Annotated in this window: 12 protein-coding genes and 1 pseudogene; 7 read left to right on the top strand and 6 right to left on the bottom strand. The window is 61.2% G+C overall.

The window, feature by feature from the left end; translation table 11 throughout:
• Positions 1–43 precede the first annotated feature (43 nt).
• Complete coding sequence (locus tag NKI58_RS05315) at positions 44–2,128, bottom strand: ABC transporter substrate-binding protein (protein ID WP_352853078.1); 2,085 nt, start codon at positions 2,126–2,128, stop codon at positions 44–46.
• Positions 2,129–2,246: 118 nt separating this feature from the next.
• On the bottom strand, positions 2,247–3,713 hold the full coding sequence (locus tag NKI58_RS05310; protein ID WP_352826556.1) for an alpha-glucosidase/alpha-galactosidase: 1,467 nt from the start codon (positions 3,711–3,713) through the stop codon (positions 2,247–2,249).
• Between the two features lie 71 nt (positions 3,714–3,784).
• Between NKI58_RS05310 and NKI58_RS05305 the strand changes: the two are divergent.
• The 5 genes and pseudogenes from NKI58_RS05305 to NKI58_RS05285 all read left to right on the top strand — a co-directional run bounded on the left by NKI58_RS05305 (position 3,785) and on the right by NKI58_RS05285 (position 9,123).
• Positions 3,785–4,788 (top strand): annotated as a pseudogene (locus NKI58_RS05305) (AraC family ligand binding domain-containing protein).
• Between the two features lie 498 nt (positions 4,789–5,286).
• Positions 5,287–5,724 (top strand): CBS domain-containing protein, encoded by a 438-nt coding sequence (locus NKI58_RS05300; RefSeq protein ID WP_031211895.1) that lies wholly within the window; start codon positions 5,287–5,289, stop codon positions 5,722–5,724.
• 113 nt (positions 5,725–5,837) lie between these two features.
• A complete protein-coding gene (locus NKI58_RS05295) occupies positions 5,838–6,764 on the top strand; it encodes an NADP-dependent oxidoreductase (protein ID WP_245274720.1) in 927 nt (308 codons plus the stop codon).
• Positions 6,765–7,123: 359 nt separating this feature from the next.
• Complete coding sequence (locus tag NKI58_RS05290; RefSeq protein ID WP_031211893.1) at positions 7,124–8,815, top strand: FAD-dependent oxidoreductase; 1,692 nt, start codon at positions 7,124–7,126, stop codon at positions 8,813–8,815.
• Positions 8,812–9,123 carry a UBP-type zinc finger domain-containing protein gene (locus NKI58_RS05285; RefSeq protein WP_036238601.1) on the top strand — a complete coding sequence of 104 codons (312 nt, stop codon included), beginning with the start codon at positions 8,812–8,814 and terminating at the stop codon, positions 9,121–9,123. The genes NKI58_RS05290 and NKI58_RS05285 overlap by 4 nt, the downstream gene beginning before the upstream one ends.
• Before the next feature lie 219 nt (positions 9,124–9,342).
• Here NKI58_RS05285 and NKI58_RS05280 read toward each other — a convergent pair whose 3' ends face one another.
• From NKI58_RS05280 to NKI58_RS05270, 3 genes are all read right to left on the bottom strand, one after another.
• Positions 9,343–10,512: a GNAT family N-acetyltransferase gene (locus NKI58_RS05280; RefSeq protein ID WP_352784237.1), complete on the bottom strand. Its 1,170-nt coding sequence runs from the start codon at positions 10,510–10,512 to the stop codon at positions 9,343–9,345.
• Entirely contained in the window at positions 10,509–11,504 is a 996-nt protein-coding gene (locus NKI58_RS05275; RefSeq protein WP_352746130.1) for a sterol desaturase family protein, read from the bottom strand. The genes NKI58_RS05280 and NKI58_RS05275 overlap by 4 nt, the downstream gene beginning before the upstream one ends.
• A gap of 237 nt (positions 11,505–11,741) precedes the next feature.
• Positions 11,742–13,670: a heparinase II/III family protein gene (locus NKI58_RS05270; protein ID WP_352784234.1), complete on the bottom strand. Its 1,929-nt coding sequence runs from the start codon at positions 13,668–13,670 to the stop codon at positions 11,742–11,744.
• A 116-nt stretch (positions 13,671–13,786) separates the two neighbouring features.
• Between NKI58_RS05270 and NKI58_RS05265 the strand changes: the two genes are divergently transcribed.
• Positions 13,787–15,028 (top strand): glycoside hydrolase family 5 protein, encoded by a 1,242-nt coding sequence (locus NKI58_RS05265; RefSeq protein ID WP_352569044.1) that lies wholly within the window; start codon positions 13,787–13,789, stop codon positions 15,026–15,028.
• Between the two features lie 166 nt (positions 15,029–15,194).
• The gene (gene asnB, locus NKI58_RS05260) at positions 15,195–17,120 is read left to right on the top strand and encodes an asparagine synthase (glutamine-hydrolyzing) (protein ID WP_051406144.1); all 1,926 of its coding nucleotides are present in this window, start codon (positions 15,195–15,197) and stop codon (positions 17,118–17,120) included.
• Here asnB and NKI58_RS05255 read toward each other — a convergent pair.
• Positions 17,094–18,212, bottom strand: coding sequence for a glycosyltransferase family 4 protein (locus NKI58_RS05255; RefSeq protein WP_023677163.1), 1,119 nt, complete (start codon positions 18,210–18,212; stop codon positions 17,094–17,096). The genes asnB and NKI58_RS05255 overlap by 27 nt on opposite strands.
• Between the last annotated feature and the right edge of the window lie 83 nt (positions 18,213–18,295).

Below are 18,295 nucleotides of genomic sequence, written 5' to 3'. Positions count from 1 at the left end.
CGCCAACTGGCGCGGCCGGAGTTCTCAGTCAGGGGAGGTAAACCTAGTTCATCGGGCCCTTGTCTCCGGGCTTGCCGGGAAGCTCTTCGGGGAACAGCTCGTATTTGGCCTGCTTGTCGGCAGCGACAAAGACCCGCTCGCGGACAATCGAATCCTCGGCCCAGTTGAACATGAAGATCGGCGTGCCCTGCGGGATGTTGGAGAAGCGTTTGTTGATGATCAGCGCGCCGGGATATTCCGTCAGGCCGACATTGTAGACGTGCTCGGTCGAGATCTTCTGGAACTCTCTCATCAGGCTGGCGCGTTCGTCATTGTCCGCGGACGAGACAAATTTGTTGACGATGTCGACGAGGTCCTTCTCGAAAGGCATCATATCGACCTCGCCGTTTTCCGGCGCACGATGGTCCCAACTGGTTCGTGGACCGACCGGGGCCAGTTGATCGGTATTCTGGACGACGGAAGTCAGCTCCTGATCGTTGCGCCGTACCAGCCAGTCGAAGCGGCCGGAGTATTGCGAGGCATCGCGCTGGGTGCCGTTGAGTCCGTTGAGCACGATCCGAAGCCCTAGCTTTTCCATCTGGGCGACTACACCTTCGGCAAGGCTCTTGTCGGTAGTGTAGTCGTTGTTGACGAGCATCACGATCTCGACATTCTTGCCGCCGGCGGTACCTGCAGGAAAATTGACGAAGCCGTCGCCGTCCGTGTCTTTCAGGCCTGCCTTGGCGAGTTCCGCCTTGGCGCCTTCGAGATCGAAGGGGTAGTAGACCGTCGACTTCCGGTCGTAGGAGCTCGTGCCCGAGGATAAGCCGCCCGGATAGATGGCAGTGAACGGACCCTTGACCAGCGAGTCGCCGAGCGCCTTGCGGTTCAGCGCCATGGTGACGCCCTTGCGGAAATCCTCGTTGCGGTTCAGCTCGCGTATCGCCTGTCCGCGCTCGTCGGGGTTGCCCCAGCCATTGGCTGAGAAATTCATGCGCAGATTATAGCCGATCAGCCGCGCGCCGAACGCAAGCCGTGCCGGTGCGTCCTTTTGCGCCGCGCGCTTCAGCGAGGCAACGAAGTTCTCCGGCTGCTCCAGATTGGAGAAGTCGCCGGCTCCCGCGACGGCCTGAACGTCGCGGTCGGCCCAGGTCGACAATTTGTAGTGCAGTTCATTGAGATACGGCAGTTGGTTGCCCTTCTCGTCGACCTTCCAATAGTACGGATTGCGACGCATGACGATGATGTCGTCGGGGCGGTATGCCACCGGCACCCAGGCACCCATCACCGGCATGTTCATATATTCCGGCGGGAACGCGTTCTTGAACTGCTCGTAGGTGTTCTTCGAATATTTCGGATGCTGCGGCTTGAGGATATGCGACGGGCCCGGACAGAAGGTGCCGTAAGCCATGGCGTAAAGGTATTGTTTCGGAAAGGCGTCCTTGAACGTCCACTCGACGGTGTAGTCGTCGATTTTCTTCAACGTCGTGCCGACGCCGAAGGTCTCCTGCGTCGCGCCGTTCAGCGGCGACACATTGGGGTCGATCACCTCGTCGTCCCAATAGAACATCACATCGTCGGCGTTGAATGGAACGCCGTCCGACCATTTCGCGCCCTCGACCAGATGCATCGTCAGCGTGTGGCCGTCCTTGGACCAGTCCCAACTCCTGGCGAGGTTCGGCAGCGGCTCCGTGTCCTTGGCCTCGACCTGGAAAAGCGGCGCGGTGCGCGTCAGGCATTCGGAAAGGCCGATGTCGATGCCGCCCCAGCCTTGCGTCTGGCCGGCGCCATAATTCCAGCCTTCCGGCCGGCCGCCGATGACATGGCGCATCGTATCGCCGTAAACGCCGATGCCATCCGGCATGTTGCCGGTCTTGAAGACCAGCGGCTCCTTAGGCAAACGGTCCTTGACCGGCGGCAGCTTGCCCGCCTTGACGTATTTCTCGGTGACCCAATCCGGTTCGTGATATTCCGGCAGTGCCTTGAATTCCAGGATGGAGTCGCGCGCGACGTATTTGATCTTTCCCTCGGCGGGGAATTGCGCGGGCACCGGCGGCACGGTCGGCTCGGATTCATACGCGTTCAGCGCCGAGGCCGAGACGCTAAGCGCCAGCCCGGCGAGAATGCCAATGTTTCGAAAATTCCTCATCGTCTCTCCTCCCTGTTTGTTCAGGAGCGCGTTGACGCGCTCCATTTCTCCTCGAACGAATGTACAGACGGGTGCGGAAAATTCTCCCGAAAGCTCGCCGCGATCCACCCGGTGAAATTCACACGGCCTGCTTGAGAGCCGTTTTTTCCGCACGCAATTCCTCGATCGAACGGACGTCGCGCCTTGCCGCACCGGCCCATTCGCCGGTCTTGATCCTGGATTTCGAAAGCCGTTCCTTCGCGGCCGGCACCGCATCGGCATATTGCGGCAGCCAGCGAGCCTGGGCGACGACCATTTCGTCCACCATTTGCCAAACCTCTTCCGGCGTCGAAACCGCGCCGACCAGCGGGTCGTGCAGGACCGCGAGCTTCAGCAGGTCGATATCGCCGGAGATCGCCGCATGAACCGACATGCGCTGGACGTTGATGGAGGAAATGCAAGTGGCGGCGCAGGCCTCCGGCAGCGTGATGCCGGAGGCCATGTTGATACCGAAGCGGTCGACGAAGCCGGGCGACTCGACGATCGCGTCCTGCGGCAGGTTGGTGATGATGCCGTTGTTCTTGACGTTGAAATGGCCGCGATAAACGCGGTTCGTCTCCAGCGCCTCGAGAATGTGGCTGGCATGCTCGTTGGAGCGCTTGGCGGGGTCTATCGGCCTGGCGGCGGATTCCAGAAATTGCGGGAACTCCGTTTCGAACCAGTTGCGTGTTTCGGTCGAATAACGAAGGTAGCCGCCGGTCTCGCCGTGGATCCAGTCGGACATGTCGATCCAGCGGGTGATTTCGTCCGGCCGCTTGCGATACCAGGGCAGGTATTCGGAAAGATGGCCGTTGCTTTCGGTCGAATAGACGCCGAAGCGCTTCAGGACATCGATGCGCAGCTTTTCCTGCTGCGAATAGACCGGATGCGCCTCGAAGGCGGCAACCAGCTCGTCCTTACCGATCTTGCGGCCGTTGAGACGCAGGTCGATGAACCAGGTCTGGTGATTGATGCCGGAGCAGACGTAGTCGAGCTCGGTGCGCGACTTGGCGCCGAGCACTTCGGCGATCTGGTCGGCGCCATGCTGGACGCCGTGGCAGAGGCCGACGGTATCGACCCTGCCATATTCGATCGCCGCCCAGGTGTTCATAGCCATCGGATTGGCGTAGTTCAGGAATTTCGCCCCAGGCTCGGCGACTTCGAGGATATCCTTGCAGAAATCGAGGATTACCGGAATGTTGCGCTGGCCATAGAGGATGCCGCCGGCGCAGATCGTGTCGCCGACGCACTGGTCGATGCCATACTTCAAGGGAATGCGGATATCGTCCGCATAGGCTTCGAGACCGCCGACGCGAACGCAGCTGATAATGTAGCGGGCGCCCTCGAGGGCAGCACGGCGGTCTGTCGTTGCCGTAACCTTGGTCGGCAGCCTGTTGAATTCGACGACCCTGTCGAGGATCGACTTGATCATCTGGAGGTTGCGCTCGCTGAGATCGGTCAATGCGAATTCGACATCCCTGAATTCAGGAACGCACAAAATGTCGGTGAAGAGCTTCTTGGTGAACCCGACGCTTCCCGCACCGATGATAGCGATCTTGAAACTCATCAGCCTCACCTCGACCTGATCGAATGCTAGGGCAAAGGCGGAGAAAAGAGGCCTGGCCCGCCTGCCACGCTATGCAGGCTGGAATCCGGCACTTCCTCCCATCCGCTCTTTGACCGCGGTTTCTTTTGCTTTTCTCGAGGGATTATGCGCCTTATTCGGCACGCGACCAGAGAAGGATTATGCTTTTAGGGGTAATTTTGTGCTGCGGAACTTGATCGACATCGGGCCGGCGGGCAGGACGGTATCGCTGCCGCGCGGGCGCCAGCGCCTACACACCATGCCGACAAGCACCGGCTATGAAGTGCGCGAGAACGAGGTCTACGACTGGGATGGGCGCAAGCGCGGCCTGACGCCGTTTACCGTGCTCCAGCATACGATCAGCGGCACCGGCCGATTGCGCTACGAGAACCGGAACTACCGCCTGCAAAAGGGCGACACTTTGCTGGTTCTCGTGCCGCACAACCACCGTTACTGGCTGGCCAAGGGCGAACGCTGGGAGTTCTTCTGGATATCGATGAACGGCGAGGAGGCACTGCGCATCCACAAGTCGATCCTTGCCGCCGTCGGTCCGGTGCTGCGGCTGCAGCCCTCGACGATCGATCATCTGGCTGATTGCAGTGTGCGCCTGATCACGGGCGCGGTCTCGCCGGGAGCCGCCTCGGCCGTCGCCTATGAAGCAGCCATGGCGCTCTACGACGATGTCTTCGGCTCGCATGCCGTCACCGACGACAAGAGCGCCATGCAGCCGGTCATCGATCACATCAGGGCCAATCTCGACAGGCCGCTCCGCGTTGCCGATCTCGCTGAGATCAGCGGCCTGAGCCGCGCGCATTTCTCGCGCTGCTTCGCCGAGAGCGAGGGACTTCCGCCCGCCGAATTTGTGCTGCAGCAGCGACTGCAGCGCGCGGCGAAGTTGCTGACGAAGACCGATTTCCTGCCGGTCAAGGAAGTCGCCATCATGTGCGGCTTTGAGGATGCCAATTACTTTTCGAAGGTCTTCCGCCGCCTCTACGGCATCAACCCGACGCAATTCCGCACCAACGGAATGTATGCCAGCCTGGGAACCGCCCGATAGATTGGCACCGCGCGTGGCGTCGGAAGCGGGAACGCTTTTGCTTCCCCTTGGTTTAGGACAAGAGAGCCTGCTCGCCGCTGCGGCAACCCGCTCTTGGCGGAGATCAGGTCACAGTGTCAGGGGAGTGATCGATGAACAATCCCGATCCGAATAACCCGAATCCACTGCCGGACAATCCCAATCCGGAGCCGGCCCGGCCGCCTGCCCCGCCGGAGACTCCGCCGGGAGAACCTCCAGGCGTACCCCCGCCCTCGCCGGATCCAATTCCGACGCCGGACCAGGAGCCGATCGGAGTTCCTCCCGGCACGCCTTCCGAAATTCCTTCGGAACCGACCTTTCCCGGGCCGACCGCCTGAAGGGCGGTCGGGTGGAGGATGGCAAGGGTGATTTCGGCGAAGCGCTCGAAACGGGTCTTGCCATGGAACGTTTTGCGCTGGCGCTCATTCACCCTTCCATCATGGAAACCCGCGGCGGGCCCTGCAACCAACGGAGGTTAAAATGAAAGTTAGCAACTGCATGACAAAGGACGTCGAGATCGCCAGTCCGCAGCAAACCCTGCGCGATGCGGCAGAAATGATGGGTCGCCTCGACGCCGGCGCAATGCCGGTGGGCGAGAACGATCGGCTTGTCGGCATGGTAACCGATCGCGACATCGCAATCCGCGGCGTCGCCCAAGGCAAGACACCTGACGCCAAGGTACGGGAAGTGATGAGCACCGAGGTCAGGTATTGCTTCGAAGACGAAGACGCGGAGGATGTTCTGCGTAACATGGCTGACCTGAAAGTGCGCCGCTTGCCGGTGCTAAACCGCGACAAGCGCCTGGTCGGCATCGTTTCGCTGGGCGACCTCGCCACCAACAGCGAGACGGCGACAGCAGGTGAAGCGCTGAGCGGCATCTCGCAACCCGGCGGCGAGCATTCGCAAACGATACACTGACGGCGCACCACCGGCCGGCCTTTGCTACGACCGAACCGCCGGCTGGATAGACGCCGGCCTGCCGGCGAAACTGTTCAGAGCGAACTGGACTGCAAACCGACGAGGAGCAAGCCATGATTACGATGAAGGCCGTCCGTATCCACGATTTTGGTGGACCGGAGGTTCTTTCGCTGGACGCGGTTCCGTTGCCTCAGCCGCATGACGACGAGGTCACGCTCAAGGTCTACGCGGCAAGCGTCAATCCCGTCGACTACAAGGTTCGCGAGGGCTCTTCGGGCGCGGATCTGCCCGTCACGCTCGGCCGCGACGTATCCGGCGTGGTGGAACTGTGCGGCACGCGGGCCCATATGCTGAAGAAGGGCGATCCGCTATATGCCATGCTCGGCAACGACCGCGGCGGCAACGCCGAATATGTCGTCGTCAAGGCAACGGAGGCGGCGGCGAAGCCGCAACGCTTAAGCCACGCCGAAGCCGCCGCCGTGCCACTTGCGGGCCTTACCGCGTGGCAAGGCCTTTTCGATCACGGCGGCCTCAAATCCGGGCAGCGGGTCCTTATCCATGGCGGCGCCGGCGGCGTCGGTCATCTGGCGGTGCAGTTCGCAAAGGCCGCGGGCGCGTTTGTCGCGACGACCGTGTCCGCGCAGGATTTCGATTTCGTCCGCGCGCTTGGCGCCGACCAGGCGGTCGATTACAAGAACCAGCGCTTCGAGGAGCTTGTCGAGGACGTCGACCTCGTCTTCGACCTGGTAGCGGGTGAAACACAGGACCGCTCGTGGGACGTGCTCAAGCCCGGCGGGACGCTCGTCTCAACGCTTTCCGAGCCGTCGGCGGTGAAGGCCCGCCTGCATCGGGCTCGCGGCGTTTCCTATTTGACCAAGCCGAACGCGGCGCAGCTTGCCGAGATCAGCCGCCTCATCGACGCCGGGAAGGTCAGGCCATTCGTGCAGGCAATCTATCCTCTTGAGGAAGTCGCCAGGGCCGAGGAACAGCTCGAGAAGCAGCATACGCGCGGCAAGATTGTGCTTCAGGTAGCTGCCTGAGCACTCGCCGAACAACAGGCCGCAGGCCAGTTTGCGGAGTGCTCGGACACAGGCCGTTTTCTGCTGTCCAGAAGCCCGGCGGCCGAGAGTTTGACACAGGACGGCCCGCCGGGCCTGGCCGGCTTAGGCAGGTGCCGTCTGAAGCAGCATGCGCCGGGTTTGCCGGGATGCACAAATCAAACAAATCAAGGAGATGCAACGGATTGTGAGGCACGTCGCGACGACATCGTCGCACGGCCGCCGTCAGTTAACTGCGAAGCGAAGGACACAGCGTTTACCGACAGGCGGGCTAGGTTCCTACCGGCCGCAAGCCGCAAAAACCGCTTCAAACTGTCGGAAACCGGCGATAGGTTCGAACCATGTCTCAACCCGCCAATCCGATCTCCATTGCCCGTCGCGATCAGATGTTTCCAGTGCTGGCTGAGGCAGAACTGGACCGCATGGGCCGTTTCGGCGAAGCCGTGTCCTATGCTGCAGGCGAACAGATCGTCAAAGCCGGCGAGCTGGCGCCCGGTCTGATCGTGGTCCTGTCCGGCAAGGTGGATATCATCCAGGGCGGCAGCTTCGGCCGGCGCGAAACAATCGTCACGCACGGTGCAGGCAATTTCGTCGGCGAGTTGGCGCAGCTTTCAGCCCGACCCTCACTAGTGGATGTGGAGGCGGTCGAGCCGGTCGAGGCGCTCGTCATCCCCTCGCAAAGGCTGAGGGACCTGATGGTGCAGGAAGCAAACCTCGGCGAGCGCATCATGCGGGCGCTGATCCTGCGCCGTGTCGGCCTGCTCGAGAGCGGCACAGCCGGCCCGATCATTGTCGGACCGGTCGACAGCGGCGACGTTTTGAGGCTGCAAGGTTTTCTGGCTCGCAGCGGTCAGCCGCATCGCGTTCTCGATTCGGCTGCCGATCCCTGCGCCAGGACCCTGATCGAACGCTTCCATGTCGATATCCACCATTTGCCGATCGTGCTCTGTCCGAACGGCAAGCTGCTGCTCAATCCCGGAGAGAACGAGCTTGCCCGCTGCATCGGCCTGGTGAGGCCGATCGACGCCGGCAAGCTGTACGACGTGGCCATTGTCGGCGCCGGACCGGCCGGCCTCGCGGCGGCCGTCTACGCGGCTTCCGAAGGGTTGTCGACGATCGTGCTCGATTGCCGTGCCTTCGGCGGACAGGCGGGTGCCTCCTCGCGCATCGAGAACTACCTCGGTTTTCCGACCGGCATTTCGGGAATGGCGCTGATGGCGCGCGCTTACAACCAGGCGCAGAAATTCGGCGTCGAGATGGTGATACCGGACGAGGCGAAGCTGCTGGGCAGCGCAAGCGACACGTCCGGTGCCCACTACACGCTCGCCGTCGGCGGCGGGGAGACCGTGCGGGCACGGTCGGTGGTGATCGCCAGCGGAGCGCGCTATCGCCGCCTCGACATGGCAAACCTGGCGCAATTCGAGGGAACCTCCGTGCATTACTGGGCTTCGCCGATCGAAGCGCGGCTTTGCGCCGGGCAAGAGGTAGCCCTTGTCGGCGCCGGCAATTCGGCTGGTCAGGCTGCCGTCTACCTGGCGGCGCATGTGAAGAAGGTATGGCTGCTGGCGCGCGGCAGCAGCCTCGATGCGAGCATGTCGCGCTATCTGGTGGAGCGCGTCAGGGCACAGCCGAACATCGAAGTGCTGGCTGAGACGCAGATTGCGGCACTGGAAGGCGACGACGGCAATCTTGGCAAAGTGCGCTGGCGCAACCGCGACACCGAGACAGCACGTCCGATCCGCCACCTCTTCCTGTTCATCGGCGCCGATCCGAACACCGACTGGCTGGCGCAATGCGGCGTGGCGTTGGACGCGAAGGGCTTCGTTCGCACCGGGCCTGACATTGGCCAGGAACGTGGTGCACTGGAGACGAACCGCGGCGGGGTGTTCGCCATCGGCGACGTGCGCTCCGGCTCGATCAAGCGCGTCGCCGCTGCCGTCGGCGAAGGCGCCCAGGTGGTTGCAGCGCTGCATGCATATCTCGCGCGAAACGGCAGTCTCGCCGTGGCGCCACAACTGGTCAGGAGCGTATGATGGCAGACGAATGCAGGCACGCCGGGGACATTCGCGACGTGACACCGAGCGCGCTCGGCTGCGAGGAATGCCTGAAGAGCGGTTCGCAGTGGGTGCATCTGCGGCTCTGCCGCACATGCGGCCATGTCGGCTGCTGCGACGACTCGCCCAACCGTCATGCCACCAAGCATTTTCGGGCAACCGGCCATCCTGTCATCGAAGGCTACGATCCGCCGGAAGGTTGGGGATGGTGCTACATCGACGAAATCTTCCTCGACCTCGGCGACCGCACCACGCCGCAAAACGGTCCGATACCGCGCTTCATTTGAGCTTTTTGCGAGCGGGTCGCTACAGCAATTCCAGGAAAAGTGTGAACGGTTTTCATCCGGAATTGCGTCAAAACAAAAGATGGAGCTGTTCGGCGTTTCCGTGAAACGATGAACCATTCTAAAGCATGTCGCGCAAAAGTGCAGCGGTTTTGCGATAACGACATGTATGAAACAAGAATCTAAAGCGCGTCGCATGAGGCCGATCGAACGCGACGCGCTTTAGTCCAAGGCTGCTTCGGCTTGAGCGGGCGTATCGCGTCCCTCTGGTGGTGCCGATGACCGCTCGCGCATATGCCTGACGGTCTGGAGGACACGATCGGCAAGAAATGCAAGCGCGCCCTGTGCCGTGCGCGTCCCGATGACGGATTCCAGCGTAACCGCCTGCGTTGAGAATTTGTGTTTGAACGACTCTGCGCCACAGAGGAAATCGACCATGCTCAAGCCGTGATCGATCGACCACTGCACGTAATCCATCAACAGGATCACACCCGGCGACGCCCGGCCGAAATCCGGATCGAACGTCGTCACGAAGGCCATCATCATGTCGTGCTGCACGAAGTTGATCGACACCGCGACCATCACGCCATTGCATTCGAGGACGAAGATATGCAGCACGCCGGCGCGGGCCAACGCATCGACGAGCGCGGCGAGTACCGGCACGCCCTCTTCGAACAGGTCTGACTCACGCATGCGCTCGGTCAGCCATTTCCGCTTCAAGGCCGCGAGGCGCTCCAGTACCGGTTGCAGCGGCTCGTCGGGGGCAAGCAGGCGAAATCTCACCTCTCCGGTTTCTTCCAGCGCTTTGATGCCGCGCCGATAGTTCTGGCGCGTCTTTTTCGACTGGTCCGCCAACCATGCCGCTCCGCTTTCCCATTGTCCGGCAACGCGATAGCTGACTTCCGTTCGGTGAAACGGACGAAGCCTGATGCCGCCGGAAGCTCCCGGCGTGAAAATTTTGCGGGCCGCCGCATCCGGCGAGAGACGACTGATCAAGGCAAGATCGAAGCCGCCGGCATCGCAGAGTTGGGTCCATAGCTCCTGCAGCGCCGATAACGAGCATTCCGGAGCAACGAGAATATCCCCATAGTCGGTATAGCTGCCGGCCGCCCATTCGAGAAACCGCAGCCCCCTGCGCCTGCCGATCGCCAGCGGAACGACAGCAACGAGTCTCTCGCCCTTCCAGACCAGGCCGATCCGCAACGCGCGCTGGTCACGGCGTTGTACGGTACTCCACCATGCCGAAATCCAGGCATGGCTTTGAAAGATCAGCCCGTCGGTACGATGCCAAAGCTCCATCCAAGCGGCCTCGACCGCAGCCAGGCGATCCGCCGAACGGACGATTTCCAGGCGCTCCGCGCCTAGGACGTCGATGGAAACAGCGGTATTCATGAAGGAGAACTGTCCTGTGGCTGCGCGACCACATTGGGCCGTCTGTGAAACAGTCGCATGACATGCCTTGCCATCTTCTTGAGCGGCAGGATGTAGAGCCCAAAGAGCGACTGGTAATCGCGCACATCGCGATCGACGAGGCCAAATTTCAGGTCTTCATCCGGCTCCGGGACAAATTGCGTTCCGAACAGACGATCCCAGAACGAAAAAAGCAGGCCGAAATTCTTGTCATAATGACGAGGGTCGATGCTGTGATGCACCTGATGCCAGTGCGGACACAGGATGATGTTGTTCAACGGGCCGAACGAGATCTTGAGATGCGTATGGCGAACAAAGTCCATCATCAGGATGTTGCGGATGACGTAGACGTTGATGCCGAAGATGGCGACCTCTACCGGATCGAGTGCGATCAGGCTCCAGATCCCGAAGCAGATGCCCGGGATGACGCCATCCCACATACGGTTCATCAGATCGTCCAGCGGATGAACCCGGTCCTTGGTGATCCCCACCATCACCTCGGCCGAATGATGTACCTTGTGCAATTCCCACAGGAACGGGAAACGGTGCTGGGCGACGTGGTAGAGGTAGTATGAAATATCATAGGCGACCAGCATGGTTGCGGTGAAGATGACGATCGTCACCGGTCCCGCCGGGCCGCCGAGAAGCGGCGCGTGGATGTTAAGGAGCCAGCCAATTGCCTCGCGTGTGCCATAGCCCACCGCGACGACGAAGGTGACGCCGGCAGGAATAAGCAGGAAAGGCATCATCGCCCGTTTCGTGATCCAGAACAGGGCGTCGGCTCGCGCCGACGGGTGCAGGATGACTTCCTGTGGGAAGGCGAAGTCGAAAAAGTCCCTGAGGGACTTATGTTCGGCAGTTCGCCAGTAGGCGATCACCGCGCTGCCCAGTGCGGTGAGGAGAAGCAGGCCGAGCGTGGTCAGATTGACGTTCGAAAGCTTTTCCACAATCGCTCTGGCAAATTCGGAAAACATTGATGCAGCGGCTCCTGGTCGTAAGAAGGCAGTCTGGGGTCGTAAGAAGGCGATCTGGCGAATAGCAAAGCACAAAATTCCCGCCAAACTCGCTACGCCGCCTGCAACCAGTGGCTGTTGCGGGCGCAGCGGGCAAAGCAGGCTGGATGGTGCGAGACTAGCAGATCAACGGTAACGAAACCGCTAAATGTCCAAACGTAATTAATGTCGAATACGGCCGGAACTCGCCCGGCAACTCTACGTTGGCACCGGTTTTTGCTGTTGCGGCGGGTGAATTGGGGCAAGATGGATATCGATTCCGGCTTCGCCCACTTCACCGTGCCAGGCGAGGCGTTCGGCTTGCTGCCTGGTGCCAAAACGCAGTGAAACCCAACCGCCTTGGCCCGGCATGTCACCGCCGGCGCCGATATCGAGCGCAGCATCAGGAAAGCGGATGGCCAACAGTACCTCGTCGCCGCGCAATACCGTGACCGTCTCTTCGTGCCGATCGGCATGGAGGCCGGCGGCCAGTTGGAAGACGATCTCGGACTGGCGCCTGCCGCCGAGCAGTTGGTCGGTGATGAGGATGCCATCGGCCTGGCGCGCCAAAGTGCGCTGATGCACGACGCCGAAGCGGCTTCTATAGCCGTCATGCCGGGCGCTCAGCCTCCAGTGCGGTCCCGGCTCGCTCTCCACCAGCGCTGCGACTGCCTTGTGCGACCAGTTGAAATTTCCAGCGATGGTGCTTTGGCTCTCGCCCTCGATGTTCAGCGTGTTGTGCGCCGGTGTGGAGCGAAACCAGTCGCGCCATGCGCCTCCCGAACCGTAGAGCCAGGTGCCGGGATCGACCAGCACCGGCTCATCGTCGATGCACAGGGTGAGCGACAGCGCGTCGGCATGGCCGTGCGCCGCTATCGAGAGATAGCCGAGCGGCCCATGGTCGAACGTCAGTTCGACATTGCGGCCATTCATTGCTCCGCGCCAGACGGAGAGCCCGCCTTGCGTGAATGTCTGCAAGCCATCCACCGCGGACGCCGGGCCTGACGGCGCACCAAAGAAAAGCGAACGAAAATCGTCAGGCTCCGGCGCGTTGCCCGGCGTCCCCAGTAAGCCGTTGATGGCGGCCGCGACGGATCGGATATAGTTCGGCTCGTCGCCCAGCTTCAGCACATGGCCCTCATCGTCGTCGCCGAAGCGGGCGGCTTTCTGTGGCAGCCAGCCGACGAAATTGGCGAAGGCGCCCAGACGCGCTTCGACGGCCGAGGGAAACGGCGTTCCCGCCTGGCGTGCCGCGGCGGCGCACAGCAAGATGAGTTCGGCGCTGAAGGCTGCATAGGTCGGCGTTTGCTCGGCACCGGCGCCGTCGGCAAGAATCTGCTTGTGCGCCTCATTTAAGAGGGCGCTGCGGGCAATTTCGGATTCGGCCCCGAGCGCCAGGCCAACCAGATATTCGCCAGCCAACTCTGCGACGAGATGATTGTTGGCGGAGGAATATCGCGACGGAAACCGCGGCAGCCAATAGGCGCTTGCCGCGAGTATCTCACCAGCTTTCCGCAGCGTCGCCGGGTCAAGCCGGTCACCGATAAGGTCCAGGGTGACGATCAGGCTGATGGCTCGCAGCGCTACTTCGATGCCGGAAGCCCAGCAAATGCCTCGGAACGGCGGATTGGCGGAATGCCAACTGCCGATTGCCGCCTCAATGGTACTCCGGGATCGATTGTCCTCGCTGAGGAGCAGGTGTGCAGCCAGTACTGGCAATTGCTGCAGCCGGTTGATCTCCCAGACATATTTTATATCGCCAAGGTCGCCGCCATCGCGAAAATCGATATCGAACGTATGAGCCTCGGCGCCAGGCCAAAGCCTGCCGGTTACCGGATCAAGACGCCAAAGCTCAGCAGGAAACAAAAGATCGGGCTCACGCTTTGGCCATGTCCGCCCGAGTGCCGAAAACCGGCCATGCAGCATCTCTTGCGCGGCCGCCGCTATGGACTGCCGTTGAGCGTCGGCCGCTGCCAGCGCAGCATGGCGAAATCCAGGCAGCACTGGGTGCAACTGCGGCGATGGATAGCGCTCCCACCCATCATCGCGGCGGCGCGACGCGATCCTTCGACGTTGCTCGCCCAGCCGGTGCAACACCTCGGCCGGTCCCATGCTGCGCAATCGGTTGATGTACCAGCCGATTCTCATGCACGCCCCGTCAACGTTTCGGTCCTTGTATACCATGCCGTCGAAAAGCTGCGGGCCGGCAATCTTCTTTCCCGTTCGTTGCGGTTAATATCTCCCGCGAGCATGCGGAGGGAGCGATGCGAAAAGCGGTGTATGTTGTTGCCTGGGTGCTCGTCTTGCTTGTGGCGGCCGAGGCAGAGCCCGTCCCTCTCAAGCGCGGCGTTGGCGTGCATCAGTGGCTCAACTGGTCGCCGGTGGAGAAAGACGGAACCTACGTTTGGCCGCCCTATCGCAGCGAAAAGGAGTGGCTTGCGGAAAGCAGGCCGCTCACTGACCGGCCGGCCGGGGAGGTGTTTGCCCACATCCGATCGATGGGCTTCGACTTCGTCCGGCTGAGCGTCGATCCCGGCCCGCTGCTTGCCAGCGGGGACGCCAAGCGGCAGCAGGCGCTGGACATACTTGCCGCCGCCGTCGAGCGGATCACGTCGACCGGCCTCAAGGTGGTTTTCGACCTGCATGGCGTCACTCAGATTCCCGACTACAGCATGGAGATGATCTATGGCGGCGCCGACAGCGAGGGCGTTGCCCGCTATCGTCAAATGGTTGTGGCGGTCGCCGCCACGCTGGTCAAGATAGGCACCGACAAAGTCGCCCTCGAACCTTACAACGAGCCCGCGTACTACCCTTGCGATGCGAGCGGCAGCGATCACTGGCAGCGGATCATGGCAGGGACCGTCCACGACATTCGAGCGGTCAGCAGCGAACTTACCATCGTTGCAACCGGCGCCTGCGGCGGCAGCATTGCCGGATTGGTCAACCTCAGCCCCAGCTTTGATGACCCAAACCTCTATTACAGCTTCCATATGTATGAGCCGCACAGCTTCACCCACCAGCGGCCCGATGACACGATCAGCTTTGCTTCGGGACTTCCCTGGCCGGCCGACAGTAGTACACCCGAAGTGGTGACCGAAACCCTTAGAGCGCGGATGGAAGCTGCCGGCTTGAGCAGGGTCGAGCAGGTCATGAACATGGCCACCGCGCGCCAAGCAATCGCGAACTATTTCGAGCAGAACTGGGGCCAGAGCCAACTGGAGGCGAGCTTTCGCCAGGCTGTCGACTGGGCTGAAGGCCATGGCATTCCCAGCCGGCGGCTCTTCATGGGCGAATTCGGCGCTATCCTCATGTCCGCGGACGGCCGCATGGGCGCCTTTGAGGCCGACCGTTCGCGCTATCTCAAGGCAGTGCGCCGAGAGGCCGAACGCTTCGCGATCCCATGGTCTGTCTGGGAGTTCTCCAATCCTTATGGGATGAGCCTCATCCCGCCCGATGGTCCCCCGGTTCCCGACCCGGAGATGCTGCAGGCATTGGGCCTGCCATAGGTGCCGTCACTCGCCCTCACCAGCGAACAACCGGTGCAACCCCTGACCGCCAGGCTCGATCGAGGAACGGCCCGTGGCAGCTTTCTCCCGGTTGGGTTGTATTGGCACGAAGTGTTTAACACATTTGTTGTACTGAATTGAGGAATGTGCGCGCCTAGGGGGAACAATGTGTGGAATTGCCGGATGGATCGGTCGAAGGGCTAAAAATCCACAAGAGCGGGCCGCCAGAATGTCAAACGCATTGCGGCATCGCGGTCCCGATGCCGAAGGCGCCGAGATATTGGACCTGAACACCGGCGAGCAACAATTGGCATTGGTCCATCGCCGCCTGGCGATCATTGACTTGGCGCCTGAGTCAAATCAGCCGATGCAGATTGAGGACGGCCGTCTCAAAATAATTTTCAACGGAGAGATATATAACTACATCGAGTTGCGGCAGGAACTGATCGGCCTTGGCCATCATTTTCGAACGCGCTCCGATACCGAGGTGCTGCTCCGAGCCTACGATCAGTGGCACTTGTCCATGTTCGACCGGCTGAGCGGCATGTTCGCCTTTGCACTCTGGGATGCTCAGAGGCAGGAATTGATCCTCGGCCGGGATCCCTTCGGGGAAAAGCCGCTTTACCTCATGCAAAGCGAAAGCTTGCTGCTGTTTGCCTCGGAGATCAACGCATTGTTGTCGGCGCAGCAAGATGCGCAGCAACTCGATCTGGATGCGGTGGACGAGTATCTGAACTGGCGTTATGTGCCGGGACCACGCACGCTTTTTAAACAGATCCGCAAGCTCAATCCCGGAAGCTATGCTGTCTGGTCGCAAGGGGTGGTCAAGGAAACGCGCTACTATACGCCTCCGGATCAGGCGGCCCTGGCCGAGCGGATCGACGGAAAAACCGCCAAGAAGCGATTTCTGGAACTGCTCGACCATTCCGTCGAGATCAGGATGCGCAGCGATGCACCTTTTGGGGCCTTTCTCTCCGGAGGACTCGACTCCTCGGCTATCGTCGCCCTGATGGCCAGGCATAGCGCCACGCCCATTCGCACGTTTTCCGTCGGGTTCGACGACGCAGCCTATAGCGAACTTGCATTCGCCCGGCGCGTTGCCGATCATTTCAAGACCGATCATTGCGAACTTGTCATCCAGCCAGGCGATCTGATGGATCAGCTGCCCGCGATGGTTCGCCAACGCGGGGGACCTGTTTCGCAAAGCAGCGATATTCCAATTTACCTGATGTCGGAGCGCGCCGCCCAGGACGTCAAGATGGTGCTCACCGGAGAAGGAGCCGACGAGATTCTCGGCGGCTATCCCAAGCATCGCGCGGAATCACTGGCCGGGATCTACCAGTCGCTTGTTCCAGCCTCGCTGCACGATAACGTCCTTTCCCCTTTGGTACGCGCCATGCCGGGCGCGTCGGCCAAGGTCGATACGTTTGCCCGCACCGCGGGCGAAAGGGACTTTGCCGCCCGGATGGTCTCCTGGTTTGGAGCCGTTTCGGCGCAGCAGCGCGCCTGCCTGATCGGCGCGTCCGCAAATCGCCGTTATGAGCGCAACGACTTTCCGTTCTCGTCAAGCGCTGCGGCTTCCCATCTTCGCCGCGTGCTGTTTTTCGATCAGACATCGTGGCTGCCTGACAATCTCCTGGAACGAGGCGACCACATGATGATGGCCGGTTCAATCGAAGGAAGAATGCCGTTCCTCGATCGAGACCTGGTTTCATTCGTCAGCAAATTGCCCGATCGCTACAGGCTGGGTTGGTTGCACAGCAAGCAGATCCTGCGCGACAGCATGGCCAATATCCTCCCGGAGGAAATTCTCAGCCGCCGCAAGGTCGGGTTCAAGGTACCGGTCGCCGAATGGTTTCGCGGATCGATGAGGAACTACGTGCATGACCATCTTTGCTCGCCTCACTCCGTCATTCGCAGCTATCTGAGTCCGAAACAGCTAGATCAAATCGTCTCGGAACACACCACGCGTGCTGCAGACCACGAAAAGCTGATATGGGCGCTGTTGAATTTGGAGATATTCCACCGCGAATTCAGGCTCGACGCGCCGCCGCGATCGTCGGCCTCAGCGCTTGACCGGTTGACGGCTTGACACGGCCGACCGCCAGACATCGCAGATTGCGCCAACAAACGGGGCGAGCTCAAGCCGTTCCCGATGCACGGCCATGGCACCGGCACCAAGCTTTGCCCGCAGTGCCGGGTTCTCCACGAGGCGGCTCAGCGCCTCGGTCAACGCTGTAACATCGCCTGGCGGCACCAGCAGCCCGGATTGCCCGTCGGTGATTATGTCTTCGACGGCGCCAACCGGGGTCGCCACCACCGCCAAACCGGCTGCCATGCCTTCGATCACCGACATCGGCAGATTTTCGGCGAAGGATGGAAGAACCAGAATATCGGCCGAAGAAATCAGCGATGCGACATCGTCCGGTCCCACCCAACCCGGAAAGGCGATCCGGTCTGCAATCCGCAGCGCGGCTGACTTTGCCCGTGCCGCCTCGACTTCGCCATCGCCGGCAATCGTGGCGCGCCAATTCTTGACAGGGCTCATGCGGTGCAGTGCCTCGAGCAATTGCGGTACGCCCTTGCGGTCGCCGATGCGGCCCAGGAACAGGATATGCACATGGTCGCCGCCGCCGACATGCGCCAGCGACGGGACTTCGGTCGCATTGGGCACGATCACGATATTGCCGGCTGCGCCCGGCGCCCGGCTGGCGACGAAATCGCGCCAAAGTCTGCCCAAAACGATCACCCGATCGGCATGCTCGAACAGAGCTTTGATACGGCGGCTTATGAAACCGCGGTCGGCTTTCCAGAATGTCTGATACTGCGCCCCGTGCAAATGCAGGACATAGGGTATCGACAGCAGCCGTGCGCAGGCGGCGATCACCATCTTGCGGTAGGTGCTGCCGGAAACTGAGATGTTGATATGAATGACATCGGCGCGTCCAGCCAGACGCGCTTTAAGCATCCGTAAGCAAAAACCGAGCATATAGAAGATCGAAAGTCCGACATGCCCCGGGCCACGACTGGCAAGAAAGCGCACATCGATGTCGGTGATTTCTTGCCGTTCGAACTCCTGCTTCAGCGCCCCCATGATGCGGTCGATGCCGCCCTGCCCCGAAACGCCCGAGGGCGTCGCGACCAGGACATGTATTTTTCGATCGGATATGAGGCGCTGCAACATGATGGTACTCTAAATAACACAGACCGGGTAACTGCAAAGCAAACGTTCCCGATAAGGTTTACGACAAATCTTTTAGTTCAAAC

Origin of the sequence: Mesorhizobium sp. M0522, assembly GCF_040321085.1 — a bacterium.
Taxonomy (GTDB): Bacteria; Pseudomonadota; Alphaproteobacteria; order Rhizobiales; family Rhizobiaceae; genus Mesorhizobium.
The sequence above is the reverse complement of the archived record's forward strand: the minus strand, read 5'-3'. Positions and strand labels throughout refer to the sequence as shown.

Excerpts from the sequence above, each read along its gene's own strand:
- NKI58_RS05315 (WP_352853078.1), bottom strand. The coding sequence starts at position 2,128 with ATGAGGAATTTTCGAAACATTGGCATTCTCGCCGGGCTGGCGCTTAGC.
- NKI58_RS05310 (WP_352826556.1), bottom strand. The coding sequence starts at position 3,713 with ATGAGTTTCAAGATCGCTATCATCGGTGCGGGAAGCGTCGGGTTCACC.
- NKI58_RS05300 (WP_031211895.1), top strand. The coding sequence starts at position 5,287 with ATGAAAGTTAGCAACTGCATGACAAAGGACGTCGAGATCGCCAGTCCG.
- NKI58_RS05295 (WP_245274720.1), top strand. The coding sequence starts at position 5,838 with ATGATTACGATGAAGGCCGTCCGTATCCACGATTTTGGTGGACCGGAG.
- NKI58_RS05290 (WP_031211893.1), top strand. The coding sequence starts at position 7,124 with ATGTCTCAACCCGCCAATCCGATCTCCATTGCCCGTCGCGATCAGATG.
- NKI58_RS05285 (WP_036238601.1), top strand. The coding sequence starts at position 8,812 with ATGATGGCAGACGAATGCAGGCACGCCGGGGACATTCGCGACGTGACA.
- NKI58_RS05280 (WP_352784237.1), bottom strand. The coding sequence starts at position 10,512 with ATGAATACCGCTGTTTCCATCGACGTCCTAGGCGCGGAGCGCCTGGAA.
- NKI58_RS05275 (WP_352746130.1), bottom strand. The coding sequence starts at position 11,504 with ATGTTTTCCGAATTTGCCAGAGCGATTGTGGAAAAGCTTTCGAACGTC.
- NKI58_RS05270 (WP_352784234.1), bottom strand. The coding sequence starts at position 13,670 with ATGAGAATCGGCTGGTACATCAACCGATTGCGCAGCATGGGACCGGCC.
- NKI58_RS05265 (WP_352569044.1), top strand. The coding sequence starts at position 13,787 with ATGCGAAAAGCGGTGTATGTTGTTGCCTGGGTGCTCGTCTTGCTTGTG.
- asnB (WP_051406144.1), top strand. The coding sequence starts at position 15,195 with ATGTGTGGAATTGCCGGATGGATCGGTCGAAGGGCTAAAAATCCACAA.
- NKI58_RS05255 (WP_023677163.1), bottom strand. The coding sequence starts at position 18,212 with ATGTTGCAGCGCCTCATATCCGATCGAAAAATACATGTCCTGGTCGCG.